General features: G+C 71.0%; 13 protein-coding genes. 6 read left to right on the top strand and 7 right to left on the bottom strand.

What is annotated here, in order from left to right; all coding sequences use genetic code 11:
- Nucleotides 1–60: 60 nt before the first annotated feature.
- Entirely contained in the window at nucleotides 61–480 is a 420-nt protein-coding gene (locus tag C503_RS40365) for a peptidase inhibitor family I36 protein (protein WP_018684440.1), read from the bottom strand.
- A 135-nt stretch (nucleotides 481–615) separates the two neighbouring features.
- On the opposite strand from C503_RS40365, the gene C503_RS0122270 reads away from it, so the two are divergent.
- The 4 genes from C503_RS0122270 to C503_RS40360 all read left to right on the top strand — a co-directional run bounded on the left by C503_RS0122270 (nucleotide 616) and on the right by C503_RS40360 (nucleotide 4,153).
- On the top strand, nucleotides 616–1,893 hold the full coding sequence (locus C503_RS0122270) for a peptidoglycan-binding protein (RefSeq protein ID WP_018684439.1): 1,278 nt from the start codon (nucleotides 616–618) through the stop codon (nucleotides 1,891–1,893).
- Complete coding sequence (locus C503_RS0122265) at nucleotides 1,890–2,561, top strand: ABC transporter ATP-binding protein (RefSeq protein ID WP_018684438.1); 672 nt, start codon at nucleotides 1,890–1,892, stop codon at nucleotides 2,559–2,561. Before C503_RS0122270 ends, C503_RS0122265 begins: the two co-directional genes overlap by 4 nt.
- A complete protein-coding gene (locus tag C503_RS0122260; protein ID WP_018684437.1) occupies nucleotides 2,558–3,748 on the top strand; it encodes an ABC transporter permease in 1,191 nt (396 codons plus the stop codon). The genes C503_RS0122265 and C503_RS0122260 overlap by 4 nt, the downstream gene beginning before the upstream one ends.
- A 63-nt stretch (nucleotides 3,749–3,811) precedes the next feature.
- Nucleotides 3,812–4,153, top strand: a complete 342-nt coding sequence (locus C503_RS40360) for a helix-turn-helix domain-containing protein (RefSeq protein ID WP_051114907.1) — start codon at nucleotides 3,812–3,814, stop codon at nucleotides 4,151–4,153.
- A 55-nt stretch (nucleotides 4,154–4,208) separates the two neighbouring features.
- On the opposite strand, the gene C503_RS0122250 is transcribed toward C503_RS40360, so the two are convergent.
- The 6 genes from C503_RS0122250 to C503_RS0122225 all read right to left on the bottom strand — a co-directional run bounded on the left by C503_RS0122250 (nucleotide 4,209) and on the right by C503_RS0122225 (nucleotide 9,633).
- Nucleotides 4,209–4,796 carry a ClpP family protease gene (locus C503_RS0122250; protein ID WP_018684435.1) on the bottom strand — a complete coding sequence of 196 codons (588 nt, stop codon included), beginning with the start codon at nucleotides 4,794–4,796 and terminating at the stop codon, nucleotides 4,209–4,211.
- Nucleotides 4,793–5,395 carry a ClpP family protease gene (locus tag C503_RS0122245; RefSeq protein WP_018684434.1) on the bottom strand — a complete coding sequence of 201 codons (603 nt, stop codon included), beginning with the start codon at nucleotides 5,393–5,395 and terminating at the stop codon, nucleotides 4,793–4,795. The genes C503_RS0122250 and C503_RS0122245 overlap by 4 nt, the downstream gene beginning before the upstream one ends.
- Nucleotides 5,396–5,471: 76 nt before the next feature.
- The gene (locus C503_RS0122240) at nucleotides 5,472–6,002 is read right to left on the bottom strand and encodes a pyridoxamine 5'-phosphate oxidase family protein (RefSeq protein WP_018684433.1); all 531 of its coding nucleotides are present in this window, start codon (nucleotides 6,000–6,002) and stop codon (nucleotides 5,472–5,474) included.
- Nucleotides 6,003–6,059: 57 nt separating this feature from the next.
- Nucleotides 6,060–6,491: a nitroreductase family deazaflavin-dependent oxidoreductase gene (locus C503_RS0122235; protein WP_018684432.1), complete on the bottom strand. Its 432-nt coding sequence runs from the start codon at nucleotides 6,489–6,491 to the stop codon at nucleotides 6,060–6,062.
- 138 nt (nucleotides 6,492–6,629) lie between these two features.
- A complete protein-coding gene (locus C503_RS0122230) occupies nucleotides 6,630–7,286 on the bottom strand; it encodes a hypothetical protein (protein WP_156893385.1) in 657 nt (218 codons plus the stop codon).
- A 325-nt stretch (nucleotides 7,287–7,611) separates the two neighbouring features.
- Entirely contained in the window at nucleotides 7,612–9,633 is a 2,022-nt protein-coding gene (locus C503_RS0122225; RefSeq protein ID WP_018684429.1) for a M28 family peptidase, read from the bottom strand.
- A 220-nt stretch (nucleotides 9,634–9,853) separates the two neighbouring features.
- Between C503_RS0122225 and C503_RS46880 the strand changes: the two genes are divergently transcribed.
- Nucleotides 9,854–10,225, top strand: a complete 372-nt coding sequence (locus tag C503_RS46880) for a hypothetical protein (RefSeq protein WP_018684428.1) — start codon at nucleotides 9,854–9,856, stop codon at nucleotides 10,223–10,225.
- A gap of 175 nt (nucleotides 10,226–10,400) precedes the next feature.
- Complete coding sequence (locus C503_RS40355) at nucleotides 10,401–22,727, top strand: DNRLRE domain-containing protein (RefSeq protein ID WP_020608208.1); 12,327 nt, start codon at nucleotides 10,401–10,403, stop codon at nucleotides 22,725–22,727.
- The last annotated feature ends 30 nt before the right edge of the window (nucleotides 22,728–22,757 follow it).

The raw sequence follows: 22,757 nt of genomic DNA, 5'->3' as shown, positions 1-22,757 counted from the left end.
TCCAAGGGCGGGTGGCGCCGCCTCCCGGCGGCGCCACCACGATCGACTGGGACAGGGACGTCAGTTGGTCCACCTGTGCGAGGATGCGTCGTCGTTGTTGCCGTTGCCCACGTAGGACGAGGTCTGGCCGGGCACGCCGCTCCACATCTCGCCGACGTTGTTGGGTTCACGGTAGACCCGGACCCGGGAGTACGCCCCGGTGTAGCCGTTGTTGATCCAGCTCGACGTGCTGTTGTTCAGGAGCGCGCCGATGCCGTGCCAGTCGGAGGTGGTCATCCGGATGTTGCCGTAGTTGGCCAGGTAGCCCGCGGTCGTGTACACGTCCCCGGTGAACCCGGCGTCCTCGTAGATGCAGTACTCGCCGCGGTCGCAGGACGCGTCGGCGAACGCAGGTGGGACCGTGATGATCGATGCCGTCGTCACGGCGGCCAGCACCAGGGCCGCTTGGCCCAGCCTGCGTCTGGTCGATTTCGCGCGCATGGAAACAAATCCCCCTACCAGTCGAGTATTTCCCCAGCAGCTGCGGAAGATCGCAGCGGGTCGCTATGCTACTGCGGTGGGGAGCGGGGGATGGCCGGAATTCTCCGATCGGAATGGCGTGACGGAGGCCACTCGGTGCGCACGGGGGTGTTGGCGCGAAAGCGCACGCGGGCATTGTTCGCGGTGGTAGTGCTGTCGGTCGTGTTCGGGGCCGGGGCATTGGTGGCCGCGTCCTTCGTGCGTTCGCCCGCGCAGCTGGCGGCTGACGCGCGGCCGCCCGCGGCGGGGCCGGTCACCGCTTTGGTCGAGCAGCGGGTGCTCAGTGCGACCGTGTTGTTGCGTGGGAATGTCGGGCCGGAGCGGCTCGTGCGGTTGACCGCACCCAGGGCCGGTGACTCCGGTGCGCGGCCGGTCGTCACCCGTTTGCCGCTGGCCGTCGGTGATTCCGTATCCGCTGGGGCGGTCGTCGCGGAGATCGCGGGGCGGCCGATCATCGCGTTGCCGGGGGCGAGTCCGGCGTACCGGGACCTGGTGCCCGGGGCGGAGGGGGCGGACGTGGCGCAGTTGCAGGAGGCGCTGCGGGCGCTCGGTTTCGGCACCGGGAAGGACCGGGCCGGGAAGTACGGGTCCGGGACCAAGGCCGCGGTCAAGCAGCTCTATCAGGGGCGCGGCTACCAGACCCGGAACACTGGTACCGACGACGATCGGCAGCTGCTCCAGGCTGAGCGCGCGGTGCGGGATGCGCGGCAGGCCGTGTCGACCGCGGCGGAGCCGGAGCGGGCCGCCGCGCAGCAGCGGTTGGTCGATGCGACGGCGGACTATGACGACCTCGTTGCGCGCACAGGTGCGGTCGTGCCGGTGGGTGAGGTCGCGTTCGTTCCCGACCTGCCCGCTCGGGTGCAGCAGGTGAAAGCGGCCGTTGGTGCGGACGTGACCGGGGACTTCCTCTCCTTGTCCTCGGGTGCGCTCAGCGTGCGGGCAACGCTCAATCCCCAGCAGGCGCAACAGGTTCGGGTGGGTATGCAGGCGCGGTTGGACTCCGAGGTCACGGCGGTGTCCGCCGCAGGCCGGGTCACCTCGATCGGTCCCGCTGCCGCACCCGCCGAGGGGGAAGCGGCGCCGAGCCCGACGGTGGAGGCTTTTGTCCACCCGGATCAGCCGCTCCCGGATACGTTGGTAGGCCAGGACGTCCGGGTAACGGTCGTGGCCGCGAGCACCGCGGGGGAGGTGTTGGTCGTACCGCTGGCCGCGGTGACCGCGCGGGCGGACGGGCAGGCGGAGGTCGTGGTGATCAGCGAGGGTCGGGAGAGCCGGGTGGTCGTCATGCCGGGTGTGTCCGGTGGCGGGTTCGTCGAGGTGCGCCCGGTGGCGGCTGGACTGTCCAAGGGGGACAGGGTCGTGGTCGGCCGATGACCGCGCCGGTGGTCGAGCTGCGCGGTATCGGGCGTACGTACGAGGGGCCGCCGGAGGTGGTCGCGTTGCGGCCGTGCGATCTGGTGATCGCACGTGGGGAGCGGGTCTCGGTCGTGGGACCGTCGGGTTCGGGGAAGTCGACGTGGTTGAACCTCGTCGGGCTTCTCGACCGACCCACCACGGGTGACTATCTGTTGGATGGGGTGAACACCGCGGAGCTGCCCGACTCGGCGCGTACGGAACTGCGGTCGCGGCGGATCGGGTTCGTGTTTCAGTCGTTCCACCTGCTCGCGCACCGCAGCGCGGTGGAGAACGTCATGCTCGGACTGCTCTACCAGGGCGGCAAACGTGCCCACCGCCGTAGTACCGCCATGGCGGTCCTCGACCGAGTCGGGCTCACCGCTTGCGCGGAGTCGGCGGCGGGCGTGCTGTCCGGCGGTGAACGGCAGCGGGTCGCGATCGCGCGTGCCCTGGTCGCCGAGCCCAGCCTGCTGCTGTGCGACGAACCGACCGGCAACCTCGACAGCGGCAGCGCCGAGCGCGTGCTGGACCTGATCGACGGCGTCCACCGCGACGGCCAGACCGTCGTCATCGTGACCCACGACGAGCACGTCGCCGCGGCTGCACCCCGCCGGGTGGTCATCCGTGACGGGCTGGTGTGCGGATGAGCCGGTTGACACCCGTCGACCTGGGGGTCGAGGTGGTGGCGGGGTTGACGCAGCGGTTCGGGCGGACTCTGCTCACCGGGTTGGGGACGGCGTTGGGGGTGGCCGCGTTCGTGGCCGTGCTCGGACTGTCCGCCACGGCGCGCGGGCAGGTCAGCGAACGGTTCACCGCGCTCGCGGCCACCGAGGTCACGCTGGAGCGGATGAGCCTGGGCGCGCTGGACCCGGTCGCGTTCCCCCAGGTCGGGCAGGACGCCGTGGCCGCGTTGCCCGGTGTGCGGGAGGTCGGCGTCAGCTGGACCGTCCCGGTCGGTGATGACCGGGTGACGGCCCGGCCCGGCGATCGCGGGGACGCCATCGCGGTCACCGCCGTGACGCCCGGTTACCTGCGCGCCATCCACGCCACGATGGCCGCCGGGGTGCCGTTGGACCGGTTCCACGAGGAGCGCGCCGAACGGGTGGTGGTGCTCGGCCGGGCGGCTGCCGCGCGGCTGGGTGTGTCCCGTGTGGACGCCCAGCCCGCGGTGTTCATCGGGGCGGAGCCGTTTACCGTGGTCGGGATCGTGGACACGGTCGACCGCGCGTCGGACGCGCTGCTGTCGGTGATGGTGCCGTCGGCGACCGCGAGCCGGGTGTGGGGGCCGCCGAAGTCGGGGACAGTGACCAGGATGCTCGTGGAGACCGATCTCGGGGCCGCCGCGCAGGTGGGCCGTCAGGCACCGGTCGCCGCGCGGCCCGACTCGCCGGAGCTGGTCCGGGCCGTCGTGCCGCCGGACCCACACGCCCTGCACGACCAGGTCACCGGTGACCTGGATGTGCTGTTCCTCGGGCTCGCGCTGGTCTGCCTGGTGATCGGGACGGTCAGCATCGCCAACACCTCCCTGGTCGCCATCCTCGAACGCGTCTCGGAGATCGGCCTCCGTCGCGCCCTGGGCGCCCGACGTCGCCACATCGGCGCGCAGTTCCTCCTGGAAAGCGCATTTCTCGGACTTTTGGGCGGGCTGGTGGGTACGGCGGTGGGGTTGGTGACGGTGCTGGTCGCGGCCTTGGTGCAGCGGTGGACCCCGATCCTCGACCCCCTGCTCGTCTACCCGGCGCCGTTGCTGGGCACGGTCACCGGCATTGTCGGTGGGCTCTATCCGGCCTGGCGGGCCACGCGGGTCGAACCGGCGGCGGCGCTGCGGTCCTGATCGGGTTTCTGCTGTCGGCGGAAATGCGGGCCGGGTGGTGGCGGTGGGTTTTAGGCTGGTGCCATGGGCAAACCGGGTCTTCGACTTGTCTCGGGTGGGGCGCAGGTCGCGCCTGCGCGTGGTGCGGAGCCGCTGTGGCGGAACGTGCTAGGCGGCCACCTGCGGCAGCTCCGCCATGCCCGGCGCGAGACGTTGGGGGACACGGCAACCCGGGCCGGGGTGTCGCCGCAGTACCTGTCGGAGGTCGAGCGGGGGCTCAAGGAGCCCTCCAGCGAGATGATCGCCGCGATCACCGGCGCGCTGGGTGTGACGTTGGCCGATCTGACCTTGGACATCGCGGAGCGGCTGCGGAGCGGCGGCGGCCGGGGACCGACCTGCCGGGCCTCGTTATCCCTGGCCGCCTGAGCCCGGTCGAGTCACCGGAGCGTGGCTGCCACCGCAGGGCGGTCGATCGCCCCCGTCAGTGCTGTTCGATGACGACGTCCAGGAGGCCGTAGTCGCGGGCGGCGGTGGCGGTGAAGACGTGGTCGTGGTCGGTGTCGGCGCGGAGGCGGTCGACGGGTTGGCCGGTGTGGCGGGACAGGATGGACTCGATGTCGGCGCGGATGCGGACGACCTCGTCGGCCTGCAGGATCAGGTCGGGGATCGCGCCGCGGCCCTGGGCGACCGGTTGGTGCAGGATGACGCGGGTGTGTGGGAGGGCGGCGCGGTGGCCCTCGGCACCGGCGGCGAGGAGGACGGCGCCGACGGCGACGGCCTGGCCGACGCAGGTGGTGGCGACCTTGGGGCGGATGTAGCGGATGGTGTCGTAGATGGCGAGCATGGCGCTGGGGTCGCCGCCCTCGCAGTTGATGTAGAGCTGGATGTCGCGGTCGGGGTTCTCCGCCTCCAGGTACAGCAGCTGCGCGATGAGCGCGTTCGCCACGCCGGTGTCGATGCCCGTGCCCAGATAGATGACGCGCTCGGTGAGCAGGTGCGAGTAGACGTCCATGATGCGTTCGCCGCGGGGGTTGGACGCGATGACGTTGGGGATGGTGTAGGTGCTCATCGGGCGTCCCTTTCCGGGGTGGTGCGCGGGGCGAACTCGGCGAAGTCGCTGACGATGGTGTCGATGAAGCCGTAGTCGAGCGCCTCCCGCGCGGTGTACCACCGGTCGTGCAGCGAGTCCTCGAAGATCCGTTCCACCGGCTGTCCGGTGTCCTGGGCGATCAGGCCGAGCACGGTGTCCCGGGTGTGCCGCAGGTCGTCGGCCTGCAGTTCGATGTCGACGGCGCTGCCGCCGATACCGGCCGACCCCTGGTGCATCAGGACGCGCGAGTGCGGCAGCGCGCGCCGCTTCCCCGGGGCGCCGGACGAGAGCAGGAACTGTCCAGCGCTGTAGGCGATCCCCAGCACCAGTGTGGACACGTCACAGGGCACCAGCCGCATGACGTCGCGGATGGCCAGCATGGACGGGACCGACCCGCCCGGCGAGTGGATCCACAGCGCGATATCCGTCGCCGGGTCCTCGGCCGCGAGCGCGATCAGCTGGGTGGCGAGCAGGGTGCCGTTGTCGTCGTCGAGCGGGCCGTCCAGCACGAGGACTCGGCGCTCGTACAGTTCACGCCTGGCCCGGTCGGTGAATATCCGCTTCTCGGTGTCGCTCATGCGGCAACTGTGCCCCAGAGTCCGTGCCGCGCACCGCTTTCTCTGCTGTCAGCAGCGCTGCTCCCAGCAGAACACTCTACTGTGGACTGTCAGCTCCGTTGAGTTTCGCCAGGTCGGGGGCGAAGACGGTCATCCAGTGCGGGTGCAGGCGGTAGAAGACGACCTCGTTGTCCCAGTCGAACAGGTCTTCGCCGTAGCAGTCCTTGAAGTAGGCGAGGAGATCCGGCCAGTCGGGGGCGTGCGGGCCCGTCGCCGGGTTGAGGGTCTCGACCGTGCCATGGGTGAAGACGCCCAGATCCTGGTCGCGCATGTGCGCGGCGCTGGTGGCGGGGCGGGCGGCCAGGTGGCGAGCCTTGGCGGCGGTGCGGGCGGTGCCGAAGTGCCACTTGCCGTGCAGGAAGTGGCCGTCCACGCCGCTGATACGGGGTTCACCGCCCGCCGTGACCGTGGACAGGGCCAGCGTGCACATGCCGGTGAGCAACCGGGTGAGCTGGGCGGCAGTGAGCGTACGGCCGGAGACGATCGACCGGAGGTGGCCGGTCGACCGGGTCAGGGAGGCGTCGAGCAGAACCTGGAGCTCGTCGAGTTCTTCGGGAGTCTCGTACACCGTGTCACGATAGTCCCGATCCGGGCAGGCGACGCGGGGCGCCGCCTGCCGGAGAAGTCACTTCGGGTCGAGGACGAAGACCGGGATCTCGCGGTCGGTCTTGGTCTGGTACTCGGCGTACGACGGGTAGGCGGCCACGGCGCGGGTCCACCACTCGGCGCGTTCGTCCCCGGTCACCTCGCGGGCGACATACGTCTTGGTGACCGTGCCGTCCTGCAGCGGGAACTCGGGGTGGGCCTTGATGTTGTGGTACCAGACCGGGTGCTCGGGGGCGCCGCCCTTGGACGCCACCACCGCGTACCTGCCGTCGTGCTCGACCCGCATGACCGGGGTGTAGCGCTGCTGGCCGGATCTCGCGCCGCGCAAGGTCAGCAGGACGATGGGGGAGCCGAGGATCTTGATACCGTCGGTGGTCCCGGTCTCCAGGATCTGCTTCGTCTGGTTCCGCACCCAGTCGGTGGGGCTGAACGCCGCGCTCTCGTCGGACATGCTCGGTGCCAACGCTTCCCCACTGCCGTTCATTCCCCACCGCCGTTCGTTCCCGACCACCGAGAACCACCGCGGACCACCGATGTGGGTGAACAGGCCCGCGGCGCGCGAACGTCCACGCGCGCCGCGGGGCGAGCCCTACTTGCAGGGCGGCCGGTAGCCGTCGATGCGCAGGCTGCGGAAGTCCAGCTTGTTCGGGGTCTTGCCGACGAAGACCAGGCCGCGCGCCTCGGCGATGGCGGAGGCGAACGAGTAGGACGGCTGGCCCAGCTCGGGCAGCCACGTCCACTGGTCCGGGGCGAAGCTGAAGTACTTGTCCACGACCGCGCCGCCGGTGGACGGGATCTTGGTCAGCCACTTGTCGCCGCCGCTCCAGTGTGAGGCCGGGCGCAGCTGCACGTAGAGGTCGTCGGTGGCGCTGTAGGTCAGCCAGAAGCCGCCGGACCTGGACAGGTCGGCCTGGGCCTCGAACTGGTTGCCCAGCCACACCACGGCCACGTGCCACTCGGCGTTGACGAACTGGATCTTGGCCTCGTAGCCGCGGCCCCGGCGCACCAGCATGCTGCCGTTGGCCGGGATCGTGGTGCCCTCGCCGGACGCGATCCACTGCTGGTACCCGTCGATCGACGCGGACGCGCACGTCCAGTTCAGCTGGGGCGAGTGCCCGTGGGGAACGCCAGGCGCCGACGCGTTCGCGACCGTGCCCTGACCGAGAAGAGAAACCGCCAACACGCACGCGGATGCCGCGAGCGTCTTGGCCACCTTTGCACGACCGTGCGTCGAAGGTAAGCGCATTCTCGGGAAAGTAGCACACGATACCGGCAATGCTCGTCGCCCGATTGGCCTCGACATCATCCCAGACCGGCGGGAAATCAGGGAAGTGGCTGGTAGATGGCATGATCAATGGTGCAATGGCGGCCTGAACGGCAAGTGTGATCCCGTGTTCCGGGATATGTGAATCGGCACGGTGATCGAGGTAGTCGGAAATGTCCCCTTAACAGTTCCGGTCATCGAAATTCGGCACGATTGAGGCAACTTGCGAGTCCGGACAATTCGACCCGGCAGGTGAAACGCTCGACCGGCGAACCGGCCGAGCGTTTCACCTGGGGGAGGAACCCGGTCAGTGATCGGCGGTGCGGGCGGCGTCCCGGAGCGACTTGGTCAGCAGCGTCAGCCACCGGACGGCCGTCGCCGTGTCGTTCTTGTCGAGTGGCTCGTTCACGCCGGGCAGCACCTTCACCGCGTACCCCGTGTACGTGCCGGGCGCGTAGATCTGGTGCCGGTACCAGTCCCGCCCCGGCAGGCCCGCACGCTGGGTCAATGCCCGTTCCTGCTCGATGATCGCCCGGTTGAGCCGTGCAAGGTCGCCGCCGAAGCTCTTGTCCTGCAACAGCTTGTCGCGCTTCGCCTCCAGTGCCGTGGCCGCGCGCAGCCAGTCCTGCGCCGCCTTCGTGGCGTCGGTGACGTCGACTCCGCGCTTGCCCGCGTCCGCCAGGTAGGTGAGCGTCTCGCGGGCGTAGTCGGAGTAGTTGAACGGGACGACGTCCGCCTGGGCCAGGCGCAGCGCGACCAGCCCGGTGGTCCTGGCCGCGACCGACTGGTACCGGGAGCCCGGGTCGAGGAAGCGGTCCATGAACTGCGGGTCGTCGATGGTGCTGTGGTAGTTGCCGTTGGGCGAGCCGAACCCGATGTCCGCGGACGCCACGCCCAGGCGGTCGAGGAAGGTCGTGTAGTCGGAGCCGCTGCCCAGCCTGCTCGGCGTGCGCGGGCCCTGCTGGGTCCAGTTGGCGTAGACCGTGCCGTGCTCGGGGTCGGGCACGTCCTTGGTGACCGCGGTGATCAGGTCGTCCATGGCCGGGACCGACGACGTGCCGAACGAGCGGCCCGCGGTGCCGTCCATGTTCAGGTACGCGACCGCGCCCCGGCGTAGCTCGGGGGCCAGCTGCTCGGCCCACTCGGTCGAGCCGAGCAGGCCGTACTCCTCGCCGTCCCAGCCCGCGATCACGATGGTCCGCTCGGGCCGCCAGCCGGTCTTGAGCAGCCGGGAGAGGCCGTAGGCGATCTGCAGGGCCGAGGTCCACCCGCTCGTGTTGTCGGTGCTGCCGTACACCCACGCGTCGTGGTGGGCGCCGACGATGACCTTCTCGTCCGGGTGGGACCGGCCCTTGATCTCGGTGACGATGTTGTCGATCGGCAGCTGCCGGTAGTCGATGTCCAGGTCCAGGTGGGCCTCGGTGGGACCGGGGCCGACGTGGTATGGGAAGTCCAGCCCGCCCTGCCAGGCGGTCGGCACCGCCGGGCCGCCGAGCGCGCGCAGCAGGTGCTCGGCCTCGCCGTAGGAGATCGGCGTGGTGGGGATGCGCGGCAGATTGTCCGCGTCCTTCGGGTCGATCCGGCGGGTGCCGGGGACGGACGGCTCGCCCGGGGTCAGCGGGTCGCCGGGGTACTGGAAGATGTACTGGATGCTGCCCCGCTGGATCGAGTCCGCGGGCCGCCACGGGCCGTCCGGGTAGACCGGGCCGCGGCCGAAGCCGTCGTCCTTCGGGTCCGAGTAGATGATCACGCCGGTGGCCCCGTGCTCCTGCGCGACCTCGGCCTTCACCCCGCGGAAGCTGCCGCCGTAGCGGACCAGCACGATCTTGCCGCGGACGTCCACGCCCAGGTCGGTCAGGCGCTGGTAGTCGTCGGGCAGGCCGTAGTTGGCGTACACGACCTTGCCGGTGACATCGCCGGCTGGCGAGTAGGCGTTGTAGCCGACGACGGCCTCGTCCAGGTGCTGCTGCCCGGGGTACGGCTTCTCCTTCACGCTCAGGGAGCGCTTTGTCGGCGCGGTCATGTCCACCGAGATGTGCTTGGGGACCGACCCGTACACCGAGTACCGCATGTGCCGGGCGGGCAGCCCCCACTCCTTGAGCTTGCCCAGCGCGTAGTCGGCGCCCGCCGCGTTACCCGGGGTGCCGACCAGCCGCGGCCGCGACGACATGGTGGTGTTCAGCTCGTGGGCCTGCGCCGGGTCGATGGCGGCCATGAAGTCCTGTTCCACCCGCCGCTGCGCGACCGAATGGGCGGCGGTGAAGCCGAGCAGGGTGGTGTCCTGCGCGGCGGCGGGCACGGTGGTCAGCGTGGTGAGCAGACCCACCACCGACGCACCCGCGACAACCCTCGAACTACGACGGGTGAGGATTCGCATACGGCCAGTCAAGCGGGCAGCGCCGGGAAGCACCACCCACTGATCGTCGGGGCCGTTCCCAGTTTTCCGGGTCGGTTCCGGTAACCGGCGGGTCAACCATCCTCAATGGACCATCCGGGTGGCGCAACCCGACGGCGGTCGACCGCCGGGCCCATCCGCCTACGCTGTGCCCATGGTGTTCGCCGCGCGGACGACCGGACGGTCGTCGAGGAAGTCCCTACCGTCAAAGAACTATCGACGCATCACCGGCCTCGCGCTCGCCGCCCTGGCCGTCGCCGCCACGCTCAACGCCTGCGCGGCCGAGCAACCGGTCGACCGCGACCGCATCATCACCAGGCTCAAGGAGGACCCGCGCACCCAGGGCGCGCCCGACCGGGTCGTGGGCTGTGTCGCCGACTGGTACACGAAGTATGCGACGCCGGAACAGATCCGCGCCTTCCTCGACGGCGAGACCGCCGCCCAGGACATCGAGCGGGTCGCGCCTGATCAGCAGGCCCGCGCGGCGATCCTCGACTGTCTCAAGTCGGCGGCGGGCACCGGCTGACGGATTCCGCGCGCGGGCGGGAATCCACTGTTTGGCCCTATGTCCGGTCGGGCGGAACCCGTTACGGTGCCTTTACGTAGGAGCCCGACGCGCCGTCCGGGTCGAACGTCTGGGGGGACGGCGCGCGGGTCACGGGGTCTTTGGGGGACCAGTGCGCGTGCCGCGTCGTTTCGCCATGCTCTCACGCTTTCTGCTCCTGGCCTTGGTGTTCACGGTCATCGCCGTGGACCTGCCCGCGTCGCTGCCGTTCCCGCGCGGCGGCGACCGGGCGGCCGCGGGCGCCGCGAGACCGGGCGGCCCGCCGGTCCGGGTCCGCGAGCTGACCGAGCAGAGATCCGCGGCGACACAGGTCTTCCAGCTCTCCGACGGCAGGCAGGAGGTCGAGCTCTCCGCGCGGCCGCAGTATTACCGCGCCGCGAACGGCGAGTGGCTGGACATCGACACCTCGGTGCGCGATCGGCCTGCCGACGGCTACCGCTATGCCAACGACACCAACGCTTTCACCAGCTCCTTCGGTGACGACACCGGCAGGCTCGCCGGGTTCGCGCTCGGCGGCACGCGCGTGGACATGGGGCTCGCCGGTGCGCACCGGCCGGCGAAGGCGATCGTGGACGGCAGCACCGTCCGTTACCCGGACGCCATCCCCGGCGCCGAGCTGAGCTACCAGGTCACCCGTGGCGCGTTGAAGGAGCGGATCACGCTTTCCGCGCCGCCCAAGGACGACCCGGCATACCGCTTCACCCTGCACCTGGACGGCGTCACCGCGCTCGCGCGCCCCGACGGCTCCATCGCCTTCCACGGCAAGGACGACGGCCCCCCGCTCTACGTGCTGCCCCGGCCGTTCATGACCGACGCCACCACCGACGCCAAGTCCCCGCACGACAAGGTGTGGAGCGACAAGGTCACCCAGACCGTCGAGCAACACGGCGCCGACGTGACGATCACCGTCGCCGCCGACCCGGCCTGGCTGGCCGACCCGGCCCGGCACTACCCGGTGGTCATCGACCCGACCATCAAGATCGAGCCCAACGCAGTCACCGCGCAGGACGCGCAGATCTGGTCGGACACCCCGGACCGGGCCGACGGCGCGAGCTACCAGCTGTCGGTCGGAACCGACGATTCCGGTGTCGCCCGCAGCCTGGTCAAGTTCGACACCTCGGTCGTTCCCGCCGGTACCAGCCTCACCGCGGCCAAGCTGCGGATGTACTACGACAACGAGCTGTACACCAACGCCAACGACGTCACCACCGAGGCGCGCCGGATCACCGCGCCCTGGGTGGAGAACAGCGTCACCTGGAACAACGCCAACGCCGGCTTCGCCGAGGCGGGCCTTGGCACGGCCGTGAAGCGGGCCAACGCGACCCAGTCATGGTCCGAATGGGACGTTCGCAACCTCGCCCAGTCCTGGGTGTCCGGTTCGGCCGCCAACCACGGCCTGATGGTCAAGGCCACCGACGAGACCCTGCGCCGCGGCGGCGCCGTCTACCAGGCCGCCGAGGGCGACTACAACGGCGACACCGAGAGCATCCCGAAGCTGCTGCTCACCTACGGCCGCCCCGGCGCGGTGCTGCAGCCGATCACCAAGACCTATGCCACCGGCGCCGAGCTGGTCTGGACCCCGTACGCGGACCCGAACCCTGGCGACCCGGCCGACGACATCGTCGAGTACCAGGTGCACCGCTCGGTCTCGCAGGTCTACACCCCGTCGGCCGCCACGCTGATCACCTCGGTCGGCGCGCAGGCCACCCGGTTCGTGGACACGACCGCGCAGGCCACCCCGGACAACGCGCCGGACCTCGACTGGAACGCCTACTACTACTCGATCGTCGTCAAGACCCGCGACGGGCAGCTCATCCCGAGCGCCACGCAGCTGACCCGCACCCCCAAGGCCGGGCAGGTCCGGCAGATCTTCCGCGGCGCCGCCGACACCACGCTGTCCTCGGCGCAGGCCAACACCAACCTGGACGTGATCGGCGGCCAGCCGTGGCTCCAGATCGGTAACAACGGCGCCACCTACGGCAAGACCCGCGCCCTGCTGCGATTCGACGGTCTCACCGCGATCCCGGCCGGAACCACCATCGTGGACGCGGACCTGTCCGTGTGGGCCTTCTACAGCAACGGTTCCGGCGCGTCCTTCGACGGCCACACGTTGTCCCGCCCGTTCGTGGAGAACCAGGCCACCTGGAACCGCGCGTCCACTGCCACCGCGTGGACCGCGCCCGGCGGTGACATCGCCGCGACCCGCTCGGACTTCGTCTCCGGCATCACCGACCGACCCGCCTGGCTGATCTGGGAGAACGCGGCCATGGTGCAGGGCTGGGTGAACAACCCGGCCACCAACAACGGCTTCGAGATCAAGACCCGGGACGAGGCGGCCAGCCAGCAGCGCGCGATCCTGCTCTCCGATGAGGCGCCGGAGCCGATGCTGCGGCCGAACCTCGCCGTGTCCTATCTGGGCACCCCGCCCGCGCCGCCCGCCGCGCCGGTCGTGTCCTCCGTGGACTATCCGGCCGACGGCCAGCCGCACGGCGGTGCCGGGCGCGCGGGCGCGTTCACCCTCACGCCGGGCAACGGCGTGGGTATCGCGAAGTACACCTACCAGCTCGACTCCGACACCAACCCCACCGAGGTCGCGGGCACCGGTCCGGTCACGGTCAACCTGACCCCGGCCGCCTCCGGCACGCGGACCCTGACCGTGCGCGCGTTCACCGCGACCGGTGTGTCCTCGCCCGCCGCCGTGTACACGTTCTCGGTCGCTGAGCCGCCACGGCACCGCAAGACCAAGGCGGACTTCAACGGTGACGGCAAGGACGACGTCGTGGACTTCGTCCGCGGCAGCGCTGGCACGGTCTACGTGTCCCTTTCGGACGGCAGGCGGTTCGTCCAGGACGGCGTGAAGTGGCACGACTACTTCGGCATCAACGACGAGATCCCGCTGACCGGCGACTTCACCGGTGACGGCAAGTCCGATGTGGTCACCTTCCTGCGCGGCTCGTCCGGCACGGTCATCGTCTCCCCGTCCGACGGCACCAAGTTCGCGGCCGCGGCGGGCGTCTGGCAGAACCGGTTCGCCACCGGCACCGAGATCCCGCTGGTCGGCGACTTCGACGGCGACGGCCGCGACGACATCGCCAGTTTCGCCCGCGACACGGACGGCGCCGTCTATGTGGCTCTGTCCGATGGCGCGAAGTTCGCGCCGACCCCGGTCAAGTGGCAGGCGTCGTTCGCGCACGGGACCGAGATGCCCGCGGTCGGCGATGTCAACGGGGACGACAAGGACGACATCGTCTACTTCACCGGCGGCGAGTCCGCGGACGTCTTCGTCGCCCTGTCCGACGGCACCAGGTTCGCCGCCACCCCGGTCAAGTGGCACGACGCCTTCGCCCCCGACGCGGCCAAGGCGGCCGTCGGCGATCTCGACGGCGACGGCAAGGACGACATCCTGTCCTTCGGCAACGGCCAGGTGACCGCCGCGACCTCCACCGGCTCGGCCTTCGGCACGGCTCGCCAGTGGCACGCGGCCTTCGCCGGGGTGGGCGAGCTGACCGGGGTCGGCGACTTCACCGGCGACGGCAAGTTCGACATCGCCACCTACACCCGCGGCACCGACGGCAAGGTCCTGGTGGCCGCCTCCGACGGCGCCCGCTTCGGCACCGCGGCCCAGTGGCACGGGCACTTCGCGCTGAGCACCGAGGTACCCCGGCCGAGCCTGTTCGCCGCCGGTGCTGGCACGCCCGCGCCGGTCCCGCCCGCCGCGCCGCCGGTGTCCTCAGTGGACTACCCGGCCGACGGTCAGCCGCACGGCGCACCCGGCCGACCCGGCGCGTTCGTCTTCCGCCCCGGTGACGCGGTCGGCATCGCCAAGTACACCTACCAGTTCGACAAGGACCCGCTGCCGACCGAGGTCCCGGCCACCGGACAGCTCACGGTGAATCTCGCGCCCACCGCCCCGGGCACCCGGACGCTGACGGTCCGCTCGGCCACCCCGGGCGGGCTGGCGTCGCCGCCGACGGTCTACACGTTCGTCGTCGCCGCGCCCGCCCAGGCGCCCGCCGCACCGCAGGTCGTGTCCACCGACTACCCGGCCGACGGCCAGCCGCACGGCCTGCCCGGCCAGGAGGGCGTGTTCACGATCAAGCCGGTCGGCGCCGTCCCGGTCACCGGTTTCCGCTGGCAGCTCGACGACGGCACGGCCACCGACGTGGCGGGCTCCGGCGAGGTCCAGGTCCGGGTCACGCCGACCACCCCCGGCCAGCACACGCTGACCGCGCGGGCGCTCGGTACGGAGAGCACGATCTCCGCGCCCACCGCGTACGCGTTCGTCGTCGCCGACCCGCCGAACGGGCCCGGTGCCCCGCAGGTGCTGTCCCTGGACTACCCCGCGGGCGGCGCGCCGCACGGCGGCCCCGGCAAGGAAGGCGCGTTCACCTTCCGGCCCACCGGTTCCGTCGCGGTCGCGGGCTACCGCTGGCAGCTCAACGGCGGCCCGACCACCGATGTGGCGGGCAGCGGCAAGGTCCTGGTGAAGATCACCCCGACCCGCGCCGGTCCGCAGACGCTCGCCGTGCGCACCTACACCGCCGCCGGTCTGGTCTCCTCGCCCACGAACTACGTCTTCGAGGTCGCGGGTGGACAGGGCCCGGACGCGCCACAGGTGTCCTCTGTCGACTACCCGGCCGACGGACAGGCGCACGGCAACGCGGGTCAGGAAGGCGCGTTCACCCTCCGCCCCAACGGTTCCACGGCTGTCTCCGGTTTCCGCTGGAAGCTCGACGAGGGCACGACCACCGATGTACCCGGCAGCGGTGAGACCGTCGTCCGGATCACCCCGCCCACCGGCGGTACCCACACCCTGACTGTCTGGGCCCTCGGCCTCGGCGGCGACGCGTCAGCCCCGGTGACCTACACGTTCCTCGTCGCCGGTCCGACCCCGACCCCGTCGACCCCGCTCGTGTCCGCCGTGGACTATCCCGCCGACGGCCAGCCGCACGGCAGCCTGGGCCAGGCGGGCACGTTCACGTTGCGCACGCAGGGTTCGGTGGCCGCGGACGTGTTCCGCTACCAGCTCGACACCGACGCCGCCCCCGCCGAGGCCCCCGCGGGCACCGGCACCGCGGCGATCACCCTCACCCCGGTCCGCTCCGGCCAGCGCACACTGACCGTCTGGGCCAAGACCGCCGCGGGCGTGCTGTCCGCGCCCGCCAAGTACACCTTCGTCGTCGGCGCCCCAGCAGGCCCGCGCGACTACTTCTACGACGCGGCGGGCCAGCTCGTCGGCGTCACCAACAACTCCGGCGAGGCGGCCGCCTACCGGTACGACGCGGCCGGGAACCTGGAGGCCACCGACCGCTACCGCACCGACACCGCCTCGATCTTCGCCCTGGTCCCGGCACGCGGCCCGGTCGGCGGCACGGTCGAGATCGGCGGCACCGGGTTCGCGGGCACCCCGGCGGGCAACGCGGTCACCTTCGACGGCGTCGCCGCGCAGGTCACCGCCGCCTCGGCAAACCGGCTCACGGTCGTGGTCCCGGCCGGGACGGGCCCGGGCGCGGTCAAGGTGGTCGCGGGCGGCAAGACCGCGACCAGCCGCGTCCCGTTCGTGGTCACCCAGGGCACGCCCGCGCCGACGTTCGGCTCGGTGTCCACAGACCGGGCCGACCCCGGCGACACCGTCACCATCACCGGCACCGGGTTCGACACCGACCCGACGCACAACGTGGTGCTGTTCCACCAGACCGTCGCGCGCGTGCTGCGGGCCGGTCCGACCAGCCTGACCGTGGAGGTCCCGGCCGGGTCGGCGTCCGGCCGGGTCAGCGTGCGGACAGCGGGCGGCACCGCCACCAGCCCGAGCGACTTCCTGGTGGCCCCGCGCGGGTTTCGCATCGACAAGCTCGTCTACGGCGGCCACCTGCAGCTGGGCCAGCCGCTCGACCTGACCATCCCGGCGGGCAAGGACGCCGTGGTGCTGGTGGACGGCAAGGCGGGCGAGCGGGTCCACCTCGACCTGGAGAACAACACCGTCCCGGTCCGCTCGGCGATGTGGATGTTCACCCCGCACGGCGGCGACTTCGCCCGGCGCACCATGGGCGACCCGCTCGACCTGTGGGCGGGCAGCACGCTGCGCCAGGACATCCCGGTGTTCGGCGCCAACGGCACCTACGCGATCGTGGTCGCCCCCGACGACGACGCGGCGGGCTCGGTGCGCGTCACCGCCTCGCACAACCTGACCGGCGACAAGCTCACCCGGGACGGCGCGGGTGTGCCGTTCACCGTGTCGGTGGCCGAGCAGCGCGCGGAGATGACCTTCACCGCCACCCAGGGCGAGTGGCTCAGCTTCGGCCTGACCGACCTGAGCATGCCCGGCCACACCTTCGACGTGAAGGTCACCTCGCCGGACGGCCGTTCCACGCACACCTGGAAGGCCTCGCTCAACCTCTACATCCCGACCATGGTGTTCCGCGCCGAGCAGACCGGCACGTTCACCGTCGGTGTCACTTTCGGACCGGGCCAGCTCGGCGCGGGCAAGGTGTGGCTGTCCGGTGTGATCGACGCCGGACGGGTCACTGTGGATGGTCCGGGCGTGCCGGTGAAGGTGAACCGGCCGGGGCAGTCGCTCAAGGTCGCCTTCACCGGTGTGAAGGGCAAGTCGCTGCGCTACGCGCTGACCGACAACACGTTGCGGGAGAACGGCAGGCCGGGTCGGCTCGGCGGCATCCTCAGCGAGCCGGACGAGAAGCAGGTCGAGCTGCGCAGCCGCACGGTCGACATCACCACCGTGCCGGTCGTCAAGGACGGCGAGCACAACCTGTTCCTCACCGGTTGGGAGGCGGTCGGCTCGGCCAGGATCTGGCTGACCGCGCCCACTCAGCGCGGCCTGGTCGGGGTCAACTCGCAGACCCGGGTCACCGTCGACCGGCCCGGCCGGGACATCTGGTTCGACTACGACGGGGTGGCCGGTCGGCCGCTCAAGGTCACCGGGTTCGACCGCAGCCTGCCCGGCTCGGTCAGCCTGCGCCTGTTCCGGCCGAGCAACGGCACCCAGTTCGCGCTCGGCCTCGACGGCAAGCTCGATGTGCCCGCGCTGCCGGACACCGGGCGCTACCGGATCCAGGTCGACCCCACCTATGCCACCACCGGCGAGGTGACGGTGGCCGTCACCGAACCGGTCGACCTTGGCACGGTCCAGCCGGACGCGCCGGTGGCGAACGTGCCGGTGCGGATCACCGGGCAGACCGTGGTGGGCCGGTTCACCGGCCAGGTCGGCCAGCGGCTGACGCTCGGCGTGACCACATCGGAGAGCATCGGCTTCGTCAAGATCAAGGTGCTCAAGCCGGACGGCTCCACTCTGGACACCCAGGTGACGTTGCAGAGCCCGGCGGGCCACGACATGTCGCCGCTGCCGGTGGCAGGCACGTACACCTTCACCATCGAGCCGATCGACGGGAGCAGTCTGCCCGCCACCGGCGATGTCAACATCGCACTGTCCACAGAGGCTGATGGTGGCCTGCTGACGCTCGGCGCCCCGGCGCGGGCGGTGGCGATCGGCCGGGTCGGGCAGAACGCGAAGTACACCTTCGCAGGCGCGACCAACGACGTCGTGCAGCTGGCCGTCACCTCGGACTTCCCCAACAACTACGGCATGTACTACAGCCTGGTCGCCCCGAGCGGGACGATCTCGCCGCGGCGCCTGTTCGTCAGCTCCTCCTCGTTCCGGCTCGCCCCGCTGACCGAGACCGGCACGTACACGCTGGTGTTCGACCCGGCGGCCGCGTCCGTCGGATCGATCACCGCGGCGATCAGCAGGCCCGCAGCGGCGGCCGCGGCCGGGCAGCGGTTCGAGGAGCCGAAGCCGGTCACCCCGCACTGCCTGCCAGGTGACCCGCCCCAGCCCAGGCTCAAGCCCGCGCGGGCGCAGGGCGACACCGCGCCGGAGACCGAACCGGCGCCCGAGCCGCCCGCCACGACCTGCCCGTGGCAGCCGGACGACGCCAACCTCGACGGCGCCGACTGGTCCACCCGCTACGACCCGGCCCCCACCCGGGACCGGCCGCTGGAGTTCGACCTCGGCTTCACCGCGCTGATCGGCAAGATCGAGTCAACCGGCGGCCAGCCGCTGGCGGGCGTGCCGGTCAGCGTCGGAGAACACCGAGCCCTGACCGACGACAAGGGCGCGTTCGCCCTCCCGGGGCTCCCCGACGGCCACGTCGTGGTTCGCGTCGACGGCACGGTCAACGCACTCGGCCGCCGCTTCGGGGCATTCGACCTCGGCGTCGACCTCAAGGCGGGCAAGGCGCTCGTCCTGCCGTACACGGTCTTCCTCCCGGAGATCGACCCGGCGAGCGCGGTGCGCATCCCGAGCCCGACCGCCGACGAGACGGTGCTGACCACCAAGGCCATCCCCGGCCTGGAGGTACGCCTGCCCGCGGGCACCGTGGTCCGCGACGGCGCGGGCAACGTGGCCACCGAGCTGAGCCTGACCCCGATCCCGATCGACCGCCCGCCGTTCCCGCTGCCCCCGACCAAGGTCCCGGTGTACTTCACCGTGCAGCCGGGCGGCAGCTACCTGTTCCCCGAGGGCGCTCGGATCATCTACCCGAACTACACCAAGGAAGCCCCGGGCACCCGCACCGAGTTCTGGAACTACGACCCGGACGGCCAGGGCTGGCACATCTACGGCCACGGCACCGTCTCCGCCGACGGCAGGCAGATCGTCCCCGACCCGAGCGTCCGCTTCTACCGCCTCACCGGCGCCATGACCGCCGTGCCGGGCATGAACCCGCCCCGGCTGGCCCCACGCCCCAACGGCGCCCGCGTCGGCGACCCGGTCGACCCGTCCACCGGCCTGCTCGTGGACGAGACCACCGACCTGGTCGTGGACGACATCGCGCCGATCGAGATCAAGCGCACCTACCAGCAGGGCGACCCGGACGTGCGCGCGTTCGGTGTGGGCACGAGCCTGAACTATGGCCAGTACCCGTGGTCGCCGGGCGTCATCGGGCAGTTCACGTTCCAGGAGTTCGACCTGGTCCAGCCGGACGGCAGCCGCATCCACTACCGCCGAACGTCACCCGGTGAGGACTACGCCAGCGCGGTCTTCAAGGCCGACCCGACCCCGACCAAGTACGACGGTTCCATCGTCCGCTGGATCGACAGCGGCTGGGACGTGACCCTGCGCGACGGCACCGTGATGGTGATCGGCGAGGAAGCACCGCTCCAGGAGATCCGAGACAAGTTCGGCAATACCACGACCATCACCCGCGCGATCGCTCCGCCCGGCACGGACGGAAAGGTCCGAGCCAACGGTCCGATCACGCAGATCACCTCACCCAGCGGCCGCTGGGTCCGCTTCACCTACGACCAGGCCAACCCACCCCGCGTCACCTCGGTCGAGGACAACATCGGCCGCCGCGTCTCCTACACCTACGACCCCACCGGCCACCTGGAGACCGTCACCGACGTCCGCGGCGGCCTCACCCGCTACACCTGGGAGAACGGCCGCCTCAAGACCATCACCGACCCGCGCAACACCCGCTACCTCCTCAACGAGTACGACGAGAAGGGCCGCATCAAGACCCAGACCGCGGCCGACAACGGGGTCACCCGCTTCGACTACACGGAATCCGGCGACAACATCGTCGAGACCCGGATCACCGACCCGCTCAACCACGTCCGCCGCTTTACCTTCAACGCCCAGGGCCAGGTCCTCACCGACACCCGCGCCTTCGGCACCGCCCTGGCGGCCCAAACCGTCAACGAATACGAACCCAACGGGGTCCGTCTCACCTCGACCACCGACCCGTTGGGCCGCAAGACGACGTTCGCCTACGACGCGAACGGCCAGGTCAGCCAGCTCACCGTGCTGGCAGGTACGCCCGCGCAGCGCACCGAGAAGTTCGAACGCGCCGGGCCGCATGCGGAGCTGACCAAGTACACCGACAACTACAACAAGGAGACCCGCTACACCCTGGACACCCGGGGCGCGGTGCGGTCGGTGACCGACGGCGCCAACCGCACGGTCACCTACGAGGTCGGCGACAACGGCCTGGTCACCAAGGTGACCGATCCCGCGAACAAGTTCACCACCACCGACTATGCGGGTGTCGACCCGATCCGGTCGACCGACCAGCTCGGGCGGGTGGGACGCGCCTGGTTCGACGCGATCGGCAGGCAGGTCGGCACCGCGGACCCGCGCGGCGCGACCAGCGAGGCGAGCTATGACGCGGCGGACCAGGTCGTGTCCACCTCCGACCCGCTCGGCCGGACCATGCGGTACGCGTTCGACCCGAACGGGAACCAGGTCCGGGTCGTGGATGCCCGCGGCTCCGAGACCGGCTACGAGTACGACACCATGGACCGGCTGGCGCGGGTGACCGACCCGCTGGGCAGGTCCGACCGCGCGGAGTACGACCTCGCCGGGAACCTCGCGCGGCAGACCAGCCGCCGCGATGTCATCACCGAGTACACCCACGACGAGCTCGACCGCACGACGCAGATCCGCTACGGCGCGGAGAGCACGGTCGCCCACACCTACGACCCGGGCAACCGGCTCCGCCGCACCGATGACTCGGCGTCCGGTGTCGTCACGGCCGACTACGACGGCCTCGACCGGGTCACCGCCGAGACGACCCCGCACGGCGGCGTCACCTACGCCTACGACACCGCCGGGCGCGACCGGACCGTCACGGTCGCGGGCCAGGCGCCGGTCCGCCAGGTCTACGACGGGGTCGGGGCGCTCTCGGAGGTCCAGCAGGGCGGTTCGACGATCACCACGATCAGCCGGGACGCGGTCGGCCGCGCCCTGCGCGTCGGCGCGCCCACGGGCGGGATCTCGCAGACCTACGCCTACGACGACGCCGGGCAGGCCAGGTCGATCACCTATCGGTCCGGCACGAACGTGCTGGGCGAGTTGGGTTACACCTACGACGGGGCGGGCAGGCCGACCCGGGTCGACGGCTCGTACGCCCGAGCGATGCTGCCCGAGCAGTTCGGCCCGGCGACCTATGACGCGGCCAACCGGATCGTCGGCGTCGGCGGCCGCGCGGCGGCCCACGACCCGGACGGCAACCTCGTCACCGACGGCGTCGCCGCCTACACCTGGAACGCCAGGGGCCAGCTGTCGGGCTTGACCGCCCCGGGCGTCACGGCGAGCTTCAGCTACGCCGCAGACGGGCGCAGGCAGGGCCGAACGGTCAACGGCGTCACCACCAACTTCCTGTACGACGGGCTGAACCCCGTGCAGGAGAAGGTGAACGGCGCGGTGTCCGCGAACCTGACCGCGGCAGGCCTGGACGGATTCCACACCCGGGAGTCCGGCGGGGCCGCCCGGAGGTTCCTGACCGACGCGCAAGGCAGCGTGATCGGGCTGGTCGACAGCTCGGGCGCGGGCGCGGCCTACACCTACGAGCCGTTCGGGCGCACATACGTCGCGGGCGCGGACGGCGGGAACCCGTACCGCTACACCGGTCGGGAGGACGACGGAACCGGGCTTTACCACTACCGTGCCCGCTACTACAGCCCGGCACTGCAACGGTTCATCAGCGAGGACCCGGCCGGTTTCGAGGGCGGGACGAACTGGTACGGCTACACCGGGAACGAGCCGGTGACCCAGACCGACCCGATGGGCCTCAAGCCCGCCTCGTCGAACAACAGCAACAGCTGCGGCCCCAACAGCTTCGCCGCCGACACCCCGGTCCGCATGGCCGACGGGTCGGACCGGGCGATCGCGCTGATCCGACCGGGTGACCAGGTGCTGGCCACCGACCCGGACACCGGCCGCACCGCCACGCAGACGGTCACCGCGACCATCGTCGGCGACGGCCAGAAGCGGCTGACCGAGATCACCGTCGACACCGACGGCGACGGGCACGGTGACAGCACGATCACGGCCACCGACGGGCACCCGTTCTGGACCGGGAACCCCGGCGAGTGGCGGGACGCGGGCGAGCTGCGCTCGGGCGACCTGCTGCGCACCTCGGCGGGCACCTACGTCCAGGTCACCGCGGTCGCCAAGCGGATCGCCGCGCTGCGGGTGCACAACCTCAGCGTCGACGGCCCGCACACCTACCTGGTGGTGGCGGGGAAGCAGCCGGTCCTCGTCCACAACACCAACACGCCCATCCCGGGCGTCTGCGGGCCCAACAACGAGCCGATCTACGACATCCCGGTCGGCTCCATGGGCGGGCCCACCGCCTACAACAGCATCCCGAAGTCCACGCTCAAGACGTACAACATCGGCGCGCAGGCCAACTCCACCACGCCGAGCCCGATGTGCTCCTACTGCCGGGCCAACACCGCGCAGGCCGTGGACCACGTGTACCCGCGCTCCAAGGGGGGCAACCTCGAAGACGCCAACCTGACCCCGGCCTGCACCTACTGCAACAGCTCCAAACGGGACCGGGACGCGCCCAAGACACCGCCGGGCAACTTCTCCGGTCAGTTCCCGCCTGCGTGGTGGCCGCCCAACATGCAGGCGACCGTGGCCAACCCCAGGGTCTACCCTTGAGCCCGGTCCGGCGGAGGAAGCGCCGATCGA

It is taken from the genome of Actinokineospora enzanensis DSM 44649 (genome assembly GCF_000374445.1).
Classification (GTDB): Bacteria; Actinomycetota; Actinomycetes; order Mycobacteriales; family Pseudonocardiaceae; genus Actinokineospora; species Actinokineospora enzanensis.
Note: the sequence above shows the minus strand (reverse complement) of the source record. Positions and strands in the feature narration are given on the sequence as shown.

What these genes read in the sequence shown, in the direction of transcription:
- C503_RS40365 (WP_018684440.1), bottom strand. Translation starts at nt 480, where the DNA reads ATGCGCGCGAAATCGACCAGACGCAGGCTGGGCCAAGCGGCCCTGGTG.
- C503_RS0122265 (WP_018684438.1), top strand. Translation starts at nt 1,890, where the DNA reads ATGACCGCGCCGGTGGTCGAGCTGCGCGGTATCGGGCGTACGTACGAG.
- C503_RS0122260 (WP_018684437.1), top strand. Translation starts at nt 2,558, where the DNA reads ATGAGCCGGTTGACACCCGTCGACCTGGGGGTCGAGGTGGTGGCGGGG.
- C503_RS40360 (WP_051114907.1), top strand. Translation starts at nt 3,812, where the DNA reads ATGGGCAAACCGGGTCTTCGACTTGTCTCGGGTGGGGCGCAGGTCGCG.
- C503_RS0122250 (WP_018684435.1), bottom strand. Translation starts at nt 4,796, where the DNA reads ATGAGCACCTACACCATCCCCAACGTCATCGCGTCCAACCCCCGCGGC.
- C503_RS0122245 (WP_018684434.1), bottom strand. Translation starts at nt 5,395, where the DNA reads ATGAGCGACACCGAGAAGCGGATATTCACCGACCGGGCCAGGCGTGAA.
- C503_RS0122235 (WP_018684432.1), bottom strand. Translation starts at nt 6,491, where the DNA reads ATGTCCGACGAGAGCGCGGCGTTCAGCCCCACCGACTGGGTGCGGAAC.
- C503_RS0122230 (WP_156893385.1), bottom strand. Translation starts at nt 7,286, where the DNA reads ATGCGCTTACCTTCGACGCACGGTCGTGCAAAGGTGGCCAAGACGCTC.
- C503_RS46880 (WP_018684428.1), top strand. Translation starts at nt 9,854, where the DNA reads ATGGTGTTCGCCGCGCGGACGACCGGACGGTCGTCGAGGAAGTCCCTA.
- C503_RS40355 (WP_020608208.1), top strand. Translation starts at nt 10,401, where the DNA reads ATGCTCTCACGCTTTCTGCTCCTGGCCTTGGTGTTCACGGTCATCGCC.